The organism is Sorangium sp. So ce327 (genome assembly GCF_051530205.1).
In the GTDB taxonomy this organism is placed as follows: domain Bacteria; phylum Myxococcota_A; class Polyangia; order Polyangiales; family Polyangiaceae; genus Sorangium; species Sorangium cellulosum_B.
In genome coordinates this window covers 13,136,954-13,149,779 of the sequence record NZ_CP150330.1, presented here as the reverse complement: position 1 = coordinate 13,149,779, position 12,826 = coordinate 13,136,954, and the positions used below count along the sequence as shown (strand labels likewise).

Annotated in this window: 8 protein-coding genes; 6 read left to right on the top strand and 2 right to left on the bottom strand. The window is 74.6% G+C overall.

The annotated features are described in order from the left end of the window. The first annotated feature begins 151 nt into the window (after window positions 1-151). The 4 genes from WME95_RS49395 to WME95_RS49380 all read left to right on the top strand — a co-directional run bounded on the left by WME95_RS49395 (window position 152) and on the right by WME95_RS49380 (window position 6,683). A complete protein-coding gene (locus WME95_RS49395; protein WP_437906106.1) occupies window positions 152-1,438 on the top strand; it encodes a GNAT family N-acetyltransferase in 1,287 nt (428 codons plus the stop codon). Between the two features lie 78 nt (window positions 1,439-1,516). Then, a complete protein-coding gene (locus WME95_RS49390) occupies window positions 1,517-4,372 on the top strand; it encodes a DUF4175 family protein (protein WP_437906105.1) in 2,856 nt (951 codons plus the stop codon). Then, a complete protein-coding gene (locus WME95_RS49385) occupies window positions 4,369-5,934 on the top strand; it encodes a hypothetical protein (protein WP_437906104.1) in 1,566 nt (521 codons plus the stop codon). The genes WME95_RS49390 and WME95_RS49385 overlap by 4 nt, the downstream gene beginning before the upstream one ends. Before the next feature lie 143 nt (window positions 5,935-6,077). After that, the gene (locus WME95_RS49380; protein ID WP_437906103.1) at window positions 6,078-6,683 is read left to right on the top strand and encodes a hypothetical protein; all 606 of its coding nucleotides are present in this window, start codon (window positions 6,078-6,080) and stop codon (window positions 6,681-6,683) included. A 100-nt stretch (window positions 6,684-6,783) separates the two neighbouring features. On the opposite strand, the gene WME95_RS49375 is transcribed toward WME95_RS49380, so the two are convergent. Next, complete coding sequence (locus WME95_RS49375; protein ID WP_437906102.1) at window positions 6,784-8,289, bottom strand: sigma 54-interacting transcriptional regulator; 1,506 nt, start codon at window positions 8,287-8,289, stop codon at window positions 6,784-6,786. A gap of 32 nt (window positions 8,290-8,321) precedes the next feature. After that, complete coding sequence (locus WME95_RS49370; RefSeq protein WP_437743285.1) at window positions 8,322-9,164, bottom strand: MBL fold metallo-hydrolase; 843 nt, start codon at window positions 9,162-9,164, stop codon at window positions 8,322-8,324. A 546-nt stretch (window positions 9,165-9,710) separates the two neighbouring features. On the opposite strand from WME95_RS49370, the gene asd reads away from it, so the two are divergent. Then, window positions 9,711-10,436, top strand: a complete 726-nt coding sequence (gene asd, locus WME95_RS49365; protein ID WP_437911116.1) for an archaetidylserine decarboxylase — start codon at window positions 9,711-9,713, stop codon at window positions 10,434-10,436. Beyond that, entirely contained in the window at window positions 10,433-12,817 is a 2,385-nt protein-coding gene (locus tag WME95_RS49360) for a methyltransferase domain-containing protein (protein WP_437906100.1), read from the top strand. Before asd ends, WME95_RS49360 begins: the two co-directional genes overlap by 4 nt. Window positions 12,818-12,826: the final 9 nt, after the last annotated feature.

Genomic DNA, 12,826 nt, shown 5'->3' with positions numbered 1-12,826 from the left:
TCCGCGATGACGCCTTCGCCGCGCGGGCGTCGCTGTGCCCAGCGCGGAACGCCTCGCCGCGCCGCCAGGCGCGATTGACGCCCTCGCCGCCTTCGGCCATGACGGGCGCGGCGCGCCGCTCTGCCGCGCCAGGAGAGCGCACCGGAAAGCCATGGAGAAGGTCTACAGCGCCGCCCGCGTCCAGCCGGAAGAGCACAGGGACGTCCTCGCGCAGCTCTGGAAAGAGAACCTCGCCCACGGCGAGGTGTCGCAGGAGCTCGTGGAGCGGCGGATGCGCTGGTTCCAGGAGCAGAACCCGGCCGGCCCCCCGCGGACCTGGATGGGCTTTCACGGACCGGAGCGGGAGATCATCGGGAGCGGCTCGTTCTACCCGCGCGACCTGGTTGTCGGCGGGCGCAAGCTCAAGGCCGGCGTCCTCGGCGACTTCGGCGTCACCAAGGCGCACCGCATCGCGGGGGCCGCCATGAGCATCCAGCGAGAGCTCGCGAGGGGCTGCCGCGACGCCGGGGTCGATTTCGTGTTCGGCTTCCCCAACAAGGCCTCTTTCCCGATCTTCCAGCGCGCCGGCTACAAGAAGATCGCCGATTCCATCATCTGGGTCCGGCCCCTCATGGCCGCGTACAAGCTGAACGAGCTCGCGGCCTCGTCGGCCGGTGAGCAGCGGAGCACCGTGAGCGCGGTGGTGCAGCGGGTCGCCGAGCGGGCCGCGTCGGCGGTCCCCCACCCTCGCTGGCGCGCGCTCTGGGAGGCGGCGGAGCCGGGCGCCCCGCCCGCCCCGCTCGCGCAGGCGCTGTCGACCGCGGCGGAGCGCGCCGTCCAGCGGGCGACGGTGAAGCCGGACAACCTCCTGGTCCGCGCCGCGGGCAGCGCCCTCGACGCCTCGATGGCGCTCCGGGACACCGCCGCGCTGCTCGCGAAGGGGAGCCGCGTGCGCACCGAGCTCGTGGACACCGCCGATCACCGCTTCGACGGGCTGTGGTCGCGGGCGAAGCCCTGGCCGGTCGTCGGCGAGCGGAGCGCCCAGTTCCTGAACTGGCGCTATGCGCAGCTCGGCAACGTCCGATACCGCTTCTTCTGCATGCTCGACCGGCACGACGGGCGGCTGCTCGGCTACGCCGTCTACTCGGTGCGGAACAACAAGGTCGAGATCAGCGACCTGTTCAGCGAGGACAACGGCCCCACGTTCGACGCCCTGCTGCTCGAGTTCTGCCGGGCGATGCGGCGAGAGGGGCACGTCTCCGTGGGCATGCTCCTCGTGACGCCCCCTTCGTTCAGCGCCCGCCTGCGGGCGCTCGGGTTCTTCTCCCGCCCCCACCCGCCGAACGTCGGCTCGCGGTGGCTCATCGTCCACCTCGATCCCGCCTTCCCCGACGAGCTGCGGCGCGTGCTGCTCGACGCCGAGAGCTGGTTCATGACCGACGGCGAGCTCGACGTCTGAGCGCCCGGGCTCCCGCCTTTCGGGGGATCCCACCGATCCGCTGGACCACCTCCGCCCGCCGGTTACCCTTGCCTCTCCATGGATAACGAGGCGCCGGCCCTGTCCATCGCGCGGCTGCGCTCCGTCTGGGATGCGGAGGTGGGCCCCTCCGCGCGCCGCGCGCTCACCGCGGCCGCTTGCGCAGGGCTGTTCGGCGCGGCGCACGTGGCGCGCGTGGGGTCTCCGCTCGCCCGCGGGCTCGCCGGCGCCGGGCTCACGCTGCTGCTCGCGGCGATCGCCGCGCGGGCCATCCTCGTGCACCGCCGGCGCGGCGACGCCCGGCGCACGGTGCGCGAGATCATCGGCCGCACGGACGAGGCGCTCGGCGCCGCCACCCTGCGGGCGCTCACGCTCGCGGATCGCGCCGCGGCCGACGATCGCGTCGGCTCGCCGGAGCTCGCCGGCCTTCACCTCCGGCGGCTGCTCGGCCGGGCCTCGCAGGCGCGCGTCGTCGAGCGCGCGCGCCAGGCGGCGACGCGGTGGGCGAGCGCGGGCCTCGCCCTCGGCGCGGCGGCGCTCGCGGCGGCGGTGATCGAGCCGTCGCGCGTCGTCGAGGGGCTCGATGTCCTCGCCGCCCGCCGCGGCGAGGCTCCCCTCGATCTGCCGTGGATCGAGGAGGTCGAGATGACGGCCGCGCCGCCCGATTACCTGCACCAGGGCGCGGAGGAGCTCCTGCCGTTCGCCCCGACGATGCAGCCCCGAGGGACCGTGATCACGGTGCGCGGCCGCCCCGTCCGCGCGGGGCGCGCGCTCGTGCTGACGGACGGCGGCGCCGAGGTGCCGTTCGTCGACGACGGCAAGGGCAGCGTGGTCGCCCGCTGGACGCTCGGCGACTCGACGACCCTCCAGGCGGCCGCGCGCTTCGGGCAGGTGCGCGTCCGGCAGGCCGACGCGCAGCGCGTCGTGTCGATCCCGGACGACGCGCCGCGCGTCACGCTCGAGGGCGCGCCCCGCACGGTGAAGCTCCTCGACGAGCCCAGCATCCCGCTCCGCTACGAGATCACCGACGATCACGGCCTGCGCGAGGTCGATCTCGTCCTGCGCGCCGGAGCGAAGGAGGAGCGGCGGGTGCTCTCGCGGCCGGCGGCGGACGCGAAGGTCGATCGCGGAGGCTACGAGCTCCGGGCGCGCGATCCGTTCTTCCGCAGGACGTACGTGCCCGTCGAGGTGCGGATCGAGGCGCGGGACAACGATCCGATCGAGGGCCCGAAGTGGGGCAGGAGCGAGGCGATCCTGGTCGTCCCGCCGCAGGTGGGCGAGCCCGAGGCGCGGCGCTACGCCGCGCTCGTGAAGGCGCGCGACGCCCTCACCGATCTGCTCGCCGACCGCATCGGCCAGAGGACGCCGGAGGCGGGCGGCGCCGCGGCACACGCGGCGCACGAGGCCGAGGTGCAAGCGACGGCCAAGGCGGCGGTCGAGGCGGCGCTCGCCGCGGATCATGGCGGGCTGCGGGTGCGGGGGCGCGTCGCGTCGCTCGCCCGAGGTCAGCTGGCCCGGCTCGACGCGGCGCTCGCCGCCGAGCGGAAGTCGACGACCCGTGCGGCGCACCAGGAGCTGCTCGACGAGACCGAGGGCGCGCTACTCGCGTTCGACGCCGGCCTGCGCGGCCTGGGCCACCGCGACGCGCGGGCCGTCGCGCAGCGGCTCGCCGACGTCGCGGACGAGGCGGCGGCGGCGGCCGAGCTCCTGGGCAACGGCGACCGCGAGGGCGGCGAGGTCCGCCTGGAGGCGGCCGTCACGGTGCTGGGCGGCGGGGGGGTCGAGCTCGGCAAGCTCGGCGAGCTCGGCCTCGACCTCGGCGAGATCGTCGCGAACGACCTGCGCCGGATCGCGCGCGCCCGAGGCGCCAGCGACTGGCTGCACGCCGAGCTTTCGGCGCGCGACCTCGCGGCGCGGCTCAGGCGGCCGGAGCCTTCGTTCGGCGGCGGCGGCCGCGGCGGGGTGGAGTCGGGCGCGCCGCGCGGGCCTGACCCCGGCGACGCGTCGAACGCCGACGAGAGCGTCGCCCAGAGCGAGCGGGATCTCGAGGAGCTCGCGCGCGATCACGCCGCCGAGACGAACGCGGTCGCCGAGGAGCTCTCGCGCGCGTCGCGGCCCGAGGACATCGCGGCGCTCCGGGAGGAGGCGAAGAAGCACGCGGAGGCGATCCGCGAGGCCGTGCGGGACCTGCCGCAGCCGGGCGCGGCGCCGGGCTCGGCCGAGTCCGCCGCGGCGGCTGGCAGGGAGCAGGCCGAGGCGATGGCCGGCGCGCTGGAGCAGGGCCGCCCCGAGGAAGCGGTGACGAGCGGCCGGGGCGCGATGCGCTCGCTGGGCGACGCGAAGCGGCTCGGCGCGCAGGCCGGCGGCTTCTTCCCCGAGGAGCGCGCCGCTCGCGAGGCCGGCGAGGCGCAGCAGGCGCTCGCCGAGGAGCTGGCCTGGGCCGAGGAGGCGCTGCGCAAGCTGCGGCAGGCGGCGGCAGAGCGAGCGCGGGACGGCCTCGGAAAGTCGAGCCAGCGCGAGGGGTCGCTCGCCGACCGCGCGCGCGATCTCCGCAAGCGGGGCGAGCGCGGCGACGGCCGCATGCCCGAGGAGATGCTCGATCGCCTCGACGAGGCCGAGCAGGCGATGCGCGACGCCCAGCGCGCCCTCGCCGAGGGGGACGGCGAGGGCGGCAACGAGCGCCAGCGCGACGCGCAGCGGCTGCTCGAGATGTCGCGCAGCGAGGACCAGGGTCAGGACAGCGACGCCGAGTCGGAAGGGGATCGGAACATGGCGAGGAAGGCCGACATCCCGGACAAGGACAAGCACAAGGGCCCCGAGGAGTTCCGCCGTCGCGTGCTCGAGGGGCTCGGGGGGACCTCGGAGCCGCGGCTGCGAGAGGCGGTCAAGCGTTACGCGGAGGGGCTCCTGAAATGACGCGCACAGGCGGTGGGGCAGCCACGGCCCGGCGCGGGGCGACGGCGATCGCGAGGCGCGGCCTCCGGGCGGCGATCCTCGCCGGGCTCGCGACGGCGTCGGCGACCGCGTCCGGACGCCTCACGGTCGGCGATCTCGACCGCGCGGCGCGGGCGCGGGCCGCGATCCTGGAGATCGACGTCCCCGCGGCGCGGGACGCCCTGAAGGACGCGGATCCGGCCGACCTCGCGCTCGCGCTCGAGCGCGGCCGCCTCGCCATCTACGAGGGCGACTGCGACGCCGCCTCGGCGATCCTCGCGCGCCCCGATCTCGCGGCGACGGCCGAGGGCGCGGCGCTCGGGGACATCGCGCGCGGCTGCGCCCGGGCCACCGCGGCGACGGTCGTCGTGAACGACGAGGAGCGCGGCGTCTGGGTGCGGCTCCAGGACGACGACGATCGCGCGCTCGTGCCGCTGCTCGTCGACGTCGCGGCGAGGACGCGCGACGTGCTCGCGAGGGACCTCGGCGTCGAGCTCCTCCGGCCGCTGCGGATCGATCTCGTCCGCGATCAGTTCACGCTCTCCGCGATGACGGGGCTGCCCGAGGAGGCGGCGCGGACGACGGGCACGGTCGCCATCGCCAAGTGGGGGCGGGTGACGATGCTCTCGCCGCGCGCCACGCCGAACGGCTACCCCTGGCTGGACACGCTCGCGCACGAGATAACGCACCTCGCTCTGTCCCGCGGGACGCGCGACAACGCCCCGCTGTGGCTGCAGGAGGGCGTGGCCAAGCGCGAGGAGGTCCGCTGGCGCGAGCCCGACCCGCTGGACGACGTGCCGTCCGCGGACGCGATCGCCTTCCTTGGCATCCAGAGGGGCCTCGGGCGGCCGCTCGACAAGATCGGCCCCTCGATCGCGATGCTCCCGAGCGCCGAGGAGGCGGCCGTCGTGTTCGCCGAGGTCGCGAGCTTCATCCGTTACTGGACGAGGGAGGCGGGCGACACGGCGCTGCCGCAGCTCCTGCGCCGGCTCAAGGACGCGAGCAGCGACGCGGACCTCGAGCGGGCGATCGCCGAGATCTCCGGCGCGGACCTCGCGGCCTGGGACAAGCGCTGGCGCGCCTACCTCGCCAGCGTGCCGGCCGACGTGCCGCCCGACCTCGCGCCCGGCGCCGACATGCCGCACCGGCAGGAGGTGAGCAAGCGGGTGCGGCTCGGCCAGCTGCTCCATGACCGCGGCCACCACGCCGCCGCCGCGGTCCAGCACGCGCGCGCGCAGGCGCTCGCGCCGCACGAGCCGGCGGTGCGCTGCTTCCTCGCCGCCGCCCTGCTGGCGTCGGGCGAGCGCGCGAGCGCCTCGCCCCTCGTCGAGCGGGTCGAGGACGTGCACAGCCGCTACGGCCGGTGGTGGTCGCTGCACGGGCTGCTCCACGGAGGCCCCGACGGGGACCGCGCCTTCTCGGCGGGCACGGCGCTCGATCCGCTGGACCCCGACGTGGCCTGCGAGGAGAAGCTGCCGCCCGATCTCCCCGGCGACCCCCTCCGTTCGGCCCTCTGCGAGGCCGCGCGCCGCAGGGCGCGCTAGCCCGTCGCCTCCGAGATCCAAAAAAAGACGGCGAGCCGAGGAAATAGCGCCGCTCGACGCAATGGCGCGCGAGCGGCGGTTTGTTCGCGAGCGCGCCCGCTCCGGATTCCGTCGCGCCGGAGCGCGCTCCTACGGTGCGCGGGATGCCGAACCCTGGTCGCATCCCCTTGATGATCGCGCTGGGCCTCGCCCTGCCGGCCCCGGCCTACGCCCACGGCGCGCAGCGCGCGCCAGAGCCGCATGTGCACAGCGAGTTCAGCGCGTCCTCCGTGATGGCATTTGGCCTGACACCCACGGTGGGCATCGGCATCTCGCCCGCTGCCGCGCTCCGCTGGTCCGACCTGTCCCTGTCGCTCGAGGCGCGGGCGATCGTCGCGCTGGGCGGCCCTCCGAGCGATCTGCCGAGCGCCGGGCCGCGGCGCATCAGCGCCGGGCTGGGGGTCATGTCGCTCTGCAGGCACCGGGACGGCGTCTTCCTGTGCAGCGTCTTCCAGCTCGGCGCTGTCCGCGCGCCCGTCCCGGAGAGCATCACCCAGACGGGAAACGACGTCCTCTGGCTGCTCACCTCCGGCGCGCGCGGCGGCGCCGAGTGGCGCATCGCGCGGTACCTCCAGCTGCGCAGCTTCCTCGAGCTGCACCTCGTCCTGGCGCGCCCTCTGCTCTCGGCCGGCCCGGCCGCGAGGTGGAAGACCTCCGCCGTCGCGGCGATCGCCGGGATCGGCCTGACGTTCCCGGTGGACCCGGGGTGAGGAGGGTCGCGCCTGCGCGCCGTGACCCACGCCCCGCGCCTCCTCGGGCCTCGCGCGGCGCGGGCGTCGTGCCGGAGGAGGCCGTGCGCTCCGCGCGGCCTCAGTGCTTCGCGCGGAGCGCGCGCGCCAGGGTGTTCCTGCCGACGCCGAGCCGCTTCGCCGCTTCCGTCTTGTTCCCCTCGCACGCCCGGACCATCGCCTCGACGTAGCGCCGCGTCACCTCGTCGAGGGTGAGCCCGAGCGGCAGCGCGACCCGCGCGTCGCCCTCGGGCGCCGCGGCGGCGTGCGGCGGGGCGCCTTCGCCCCGGCGCGTCGGGAGGTGCCCCGCGGAGATGCGGCCGTCCGGCGCGAGGGCGATGGCGCTCTCGACCCAGTGCTCGAGCTCGCGCACGTTGCCTGGCCACGTGTGGGCGCGGAGGTGGCGGAGCGCGTCCGGATCGAAGCGCGGCGGCGGCCTGCCGTACCTCGTCGCGTAGACGTCCGCGAAGTGCCGGGCCAGCGTCTCGACGTCGTCGGGGCCGCGCTCGCGCAGGGCCGGCAGATCGATCTCGACGACGCGCGCGCGGTAGTAGAGGTCCTTCCGGAAGCGTCCGTCGGCGACCGCGCGCTCGAGGTCGCAGTGCGTGGCGCACACGACGCGCACGTCGGCGCGGAGCGACTGGCGACCGCCGACGCGCTCGAAGGAGCGGTCCTGCAGGAAGCGAAGGAGCTTGCCCTGGATGTCGAGCGGCAGGTCCCCGAGCTCGTCGAGGAACAGCGTGCCGCCCTCGGCGAGCTCGACCTTGCCCGGCACGCGCCGGTCCGCGCCGGTGAACGCCCCCCGCTCGTGGCCGAAGAGCTCGCTCTCGACGAGCTGCGCCGGCAGCGTCGTGCAGTCGACGGTGACGAAGGGCCTCGTCTGGCGCCGCGAGTTGACGTGGATCGCCCGGGCGAACAGGCTCTTGCCGGTGCCTGTCTCCCCGCGGAGCAGCACGGTCGCGTCGGTCTGGGCCGCGAGCTGGACCTTCTCGTACACGGCGGCCAGCCGCTCGCTCCGGCCGACGATCCGGTTGAACGGCCCCTGCAGCACGACCCCCGGGCCGCCGCCCTCGGCGGCGCGGAGCGTCGTCAGCGAGAGGGCGCGGGCGAGCTGCGTCGCGAGGGCGACGAGGTAGCGCTGGTCCTCCTCGTCGAAGGGCGCGCCCGCGCGGTTCAGCAGCTGGACGACGCCGCGGACCGGCGCGGCGCCGTCCTCGCGGATGGGCGCGACGAGCATCGAGCGCGTCGTGTAGCCCGTCGCCCGGTCCGCCGACGGATCGAAGCGCGGGTCGCGCGAAGCGTCGTCGACGCGCACGACCTGCCCGGTCGTGGCCACGTGCCCCGCGATGCCGCGCTCGAGCGGCTGCCGGAGCGAGGGGAGCTCGGGCAGCAGGGCGACGCGCGTCACGAGATCGCCGCGCTCGGCGTCGACGAGCCAGATCGTCGCGCGGTCGGCGCGGAGCGCCTTCGCGAGCCGCTCGCACGCCGTGCCGAGGAGGGCGTCGAAGTCGACCTCCCGGGCGAGGAGGGAGGCGAGATCGACGAGCAGCGAGAGGCGCGACATGGATAGCGGAGCAGTGTCCAGCATAGAGGGCGCCACGCTTGTCGTCATCCGCGTCATCACGCGGCCCGCGCGAGCGCCTCGACGTGGATGCAGAGCCCCTCGCGCGCGGCGACCGAGCCAGGGAAGAGCTCGCGGGAGAGGCGCTCGATCTCGGCGACGCCGGCGTCCGTCCGCTGCGGGTCGTGATGGAACAGGACGAGCTTCCGCGCGCCGCACGCCCGCGCGATCTCCGCGCCCGCGACGTACGTCGAGTGCCCCCAGCCGACCTTCGAGCGCCCGCCGTCGCCGCGGTACTCCTCCGGGGTGTACTGCGCGTCATAGATGAGCACGTCGGCGCCGTCCGCGAGCGCGCGCAGCGCCGGATCGACGCAGGCGTAGTGCTCGGTGTCGGTCGCGTAGACGACGCTGCGGCCCTCGTGCTCGACGCGGTAGGCGAGGACGCCGCCCGGGTGGTTGAGCTTGGCGATCCGCACGTGCACCTCGCCCACATCGAACGCCTCGCCCGGCCGCGCCTCCCGCACGGCGATCTGCGCGCAGAGCTCGTCCATGCGGACGGGGAAGCTCGGCGCGGCCATCTGCGTCGAGAGCACCTCGCGGAGGCTCCCGACCCCGTGCGCGCTGCCCACGAACGACAGCCGCGAGCTCGGCAGGTACGCCGGCACGAAGAACGGCAGGCCCTGGATGTGGTCCCAGTGCAGGTGCGACAGCAGCACCGTCGCCTCGACCGGTCCCTCCCGGAGCAGGGCATCTCCGAGCTTGCGTACGCCCGTCCCTGCATCGAGGATGATCCGCGACGATCCGCAGCGAACCTCGACGCAGCTTGTGTTTCCGCCCACCGCAGCCGTCTCCGGCCCAGGCGAAGCGATGCTCCCGCGAACTCCCCAGAACTTGATCTCCATCGTTGTTGTGAGCCTCCTGGGCCCTCTTCAGCGAGCGGCGTGCCAGGACGCATGCCCTTGAAATCTCTCCGCTTTTCTGCTGCGCCCGCGGAGGTCGATCGAAGTTGCAGCGCGAGGTCCGGATCGCCGCTTCAGAATGGAGCGCGTCGAGGGGACGGCCTGCGGCCCCTCGCGCCTCCATTTGCGCGGAGCGGCGCTTCGCGATTGACGCGCTCGCAGCGACGTGGAGAAACGTGGGGCGCGGGGGACGGGCCTGGCGTCGCGCCTCGGATCGCGCTGTGCGTCGCGTCAAGGCTGAGCTCCCTCGCTGGTTGGGGACTGCGCCGACGCTGGAAGGTTCGTCTGACCCGAGCGTTGACCAAGGTCCTTCCTGAGGCCTAGCATTCCTGCACCGCTCTCTTTCCCGCATCGTTACCGCTGCTCCGCACAATGACCGTTGCCACCTACGCCGCCGCACAGCTGTTGCGGGTGCTTCCGCGAGAGCGCATTACCCGGGCCGTTGGCCGCCTCTGCGACGCCAGAGCACCCGCCGCCGTCTTGAACACGGTGGTGAAGCTCTACGCGCGCGCGTACCGCGTCGACATGGACGCCGCCGAGGTGCTGACGAGCCCTTACGAGAGCTTCGACGCGTTCTTCACGCGCAAGCTCCGCGAGGGGATGCGCCCTGTCTGCTCCGATCCCGGAGCCATCACCAGCCCTGCCGACGGACGGGTCGAAGACATCGGCCCCGTGACCGAGGGCGGGCGGCTGACCATCAAAGGGCAGCCCTACCGCGTGGAAGACCTCGTGGGCGACCCCGCAGAAGCCGCGCGCTATGACGGCGGGCAGTTCGCGATCGTCTACCTGTCGCCCCGCGACTACCACCGGGTCCATTCGCCCGTCGCCGGGCGGGTGAGCCTCATCCGCTCGATGCCGGGGGAGCTGTTCCCGGTGAACGCGATCGGCGAGCGCCACGTCCCGGGCCTCTTCGCGCGCAACCGGCGCGTCGCGATCGTGATCGACACGGAGCGCCAGGGGCGCGTTACGGTGGTGATGGTGGGCGCGATGATCGTCGGACGGATCACGGTGAGCGCCGTCGACGCGCGCGACGTGCCGCTCGGCCTGCACACCATCTCGCCGGCCCTTCCGGTCGCGTGCGGCGAGGAGATCGGCAAGTTCCACCTCGGATCCACCGCGGTCATGTTCGTGGAGCGCGGGGTGGCGCCCCCCTGGAGCAGGGCTCCTGGGCCGATCCTCTACGGCGAGCCGCTGGACGGAGGGGGCCAGCGATGACCAGCGAGCGGCCGCGCAACCCCCTGGCTACGCCCGCCCAGGAAGGCGGCGCCTCCGGAGAGCCCGGCGCGCCGCTGCCGGGCGAGGCAGGGAGCGCGGCCGCACCGGCGCCGCAGGGAGACCAGGGCTCGCTCCCCGCGCGAGCGTCCGCTCCACGGCCCGAGCGCTCGCCCAGCGCGCGCCCGCAGCTCGCGACGACGACGCCGCTGCCGCGCCTCGATGTCATCGCGGGCATCGCGGACGGGAGCTCCGGCGGGCAGATCGCCGAGATCCCGGACCTCGATCTCGACCCGCGGATCGCCGGACCGCCCACCGAGCGCTCGCGGCACGGCGCTCCCCTGCCGACGAACCCCGGCTCCAGGCGGTCCTGGCAGTCGCTCGCGGCGGAGGTGGAGCGGGCGGCGGAGGTGGAGCGCGGCGAGGGCGCGAAGACCGGGCGACGGCGCTCGCGGCGGCTCGTGAACGTGTCCGGAGACGCAGCGCAGCAGGGTGACGATCAGGTCGCCACGCACGACCGCGCCACCGTGCCCGAGGACGCCGCGGCGCAGCGCTCGGGCGCGCGCGACGAGGCGGACGACGACGGGTGGCCGAGCGCCTCCGAGAGGCGGCCCAGCTACCCGACGCTCGATGCGCCCAGGCATCCCAGCGAGCCCGCGCTGGATGGATCCAGGCCCCCCGGCAAGCCGGCGGCGGCGGCGACGGCGGCGAACCTGGCCGAGCTGGTTCCGCCCCGTGCCGTCCCGCGCCCGTCACCGAAATCCTCGAGCATGCCGCCGATGCCGGCGCCGAGCGGGCTCATCATCGATCCCGATTCTGTCGCGGTGATCCGGCCGCTCCAGATTGTCAGCATCGAGTCGGACCTGCCGCCGGTGCCGCCGATCACCTCGGCCCCCGAGCCCGCCAGACCGCCGCTCTTGACCGATCCGGCGGAGCACGAGTGGCCGCCGCTCCAGTTCAGGATCCGGCCGGACGACGTCCCGACCGGGATGGGCCTCGAGTCGTTCCAGGAAGGCCTCCCCGAGGGCCCGCCGACGGCGCGCGACGCCGCCTTCGACGCCCTCCAGCCACAGCCTCGGAGGCGGCCCAGGAGGCAGGCCTCGGCGCCGGAGATCGACGCGCACCCCTTGGACTGGCCGCTGGGGGCGGGCGCGGACGAGGTCGCGGAGGTCGAGCCCGAGTCCGAGCCCGTCACCGAGGCGAAGGCCGAGCTATCGAGCGATCCTCCCGCGGGCGGCGAAGGCCAGCAGGCGCAGGGCGACCCGACGCGCATCACCGTGCCGCCCAGGAGCACCGAGGTCGAGCTCGAGGAGGTCGAGCCCGAGCGCGACGCCGAGCTCGCCGACGCGGGCTCGGCAGCGCAGGCCGATCCGCACGCCGCGCACCCCAAGAAGCCACCGCCGCCTCCCTTGCCGCCGCGGCGCCCGCGCGCGCAGGCGCTGGCATCGCCGGATCTCGCGACGTTCACGAGCTCGGTGCCGCCGCCGCCCGCGTCGGCGCCGCCCGTGTCGGCGCCTTCGTCGCACGGCGAGCCGTCCGCGTCCGCGCGGCCCGCCGCTCCCGCCGCGGCGCCCGCGGCGCCCGCGGCGAAGCAGGTCGAGCACGATTCCGGACCCTCGACCGAGCCCGCCGCGCGCCGGAAGCGCCCGTGGTGGGAGGAGCTCTTCGGCGACGACTTCCTGCGCACGCTCGACAAGATCGACAGCAAGGTGGTTCGCCGCGAGGTCGATTTCATCGAGGAGCGGCTCGGCGTCGAGAAGGGCGCGGTCATCCTCGATCTCGCGTGCGGCGCAGGCGGCCACGCGATCGAGATCGCCAGCCGCGGCTACAGCGTTGTCGGCTACGACCTGTCGCTCGCCATGCTCGCCCGCGCCGCCGACGAGGCGCAGGACCGCGGCCAGAAGCTGAACTTCCTCCAGGGCGACATGCGCGAGATGACGTTCGAGGAGACCTTCGACGGCGTCTACTGCTGGTCGACGAGCTTCGGCTACTTCGACGACGAGAAGAACGCGGATGTCCTCGCCCGCATCCGCCGCGCCCTCCGCCCCGGCGGGATGCTCCTGCTCGACATCGTCAACCGCGACTATGTGGCGTCCCGCCAGCCGAGCCTTGTCTGGTTCGAGGGGGAAGGCTGCGTCTGCATGGATGAGATGCACGTGGATTTCTTCACGAGCAGGCTCAAGGTGAAGCGCACCGTCATGTTCGAGGACGGCCGCTCGCGCGAGCTCGACTACTCGCTCCGCCTCTACGGGCTGCACGAGCTCGGCAAGGTGCTCCACGAAGCGGGCTTCAAGGTCACCGAGGTGACCGGACACCCTGCGCACCCCGGCGTCTTCTTCGGCTCCGAGTCGCCGCGGCTCATCGTGCTTGCCGAGCGGAGCTGAGGCGCTAGG

Excerpts from the sequence above, each read along its gene's own strand:
- WME95_RS49385 (WP_437906104.1), top strand. The coding sequence starts at position 4,369 with ATGACGCGCACAGGCGGTGGGGCAGCCACGGCCCGGCGCGGGGCGACG.
- WME95_RS49375 (WP_437906102.1), bottom strand. The coding sequence starts at position 8,289 with ATGCTGGACACTGCTCCGCTATCCATGTCGCGCCTCTCGCTGCTCGTC.
- WME95_RS49395 (WP_437906106.1), top strand. The coding sequence starts at position 152 with ATGGAGAAGGTCTACAGCGCCGCCCGCGTCCAGCCGGAAGAGCACAGG.
- WME95_RS49370 (WP_437743285.1), bottom strand. The coding sequence starts at position 9,164 with ATGGAGATCAAGTTCTGGGGAGTTCGCGGGAGCATCGCTTCGCCTGGG.
- WME95_RS49360 (WP_437906100.1), top strand. The coding sequence starts at position 10,433 with ATGACCAGCGAGCGGCCGCGCAACCCCCTGGCTACGCCCGCCCAGGAA.
- WME95_RS49390 (WP_437906105.1), top strand. The coding sequence starts at position 1,517 with ATGGATAACGAGGCGCCGGCCCTGTCCATCGCGCGGCTGCGCTCCGTC.
- WME95_RS49380 (WP_437906103.1), top strand. The coding sequence starts at position 6,078 with ATGCCGAACCCTGGTCGCATCCCCTTGATGATCGCGCTGGGCCTCGCC.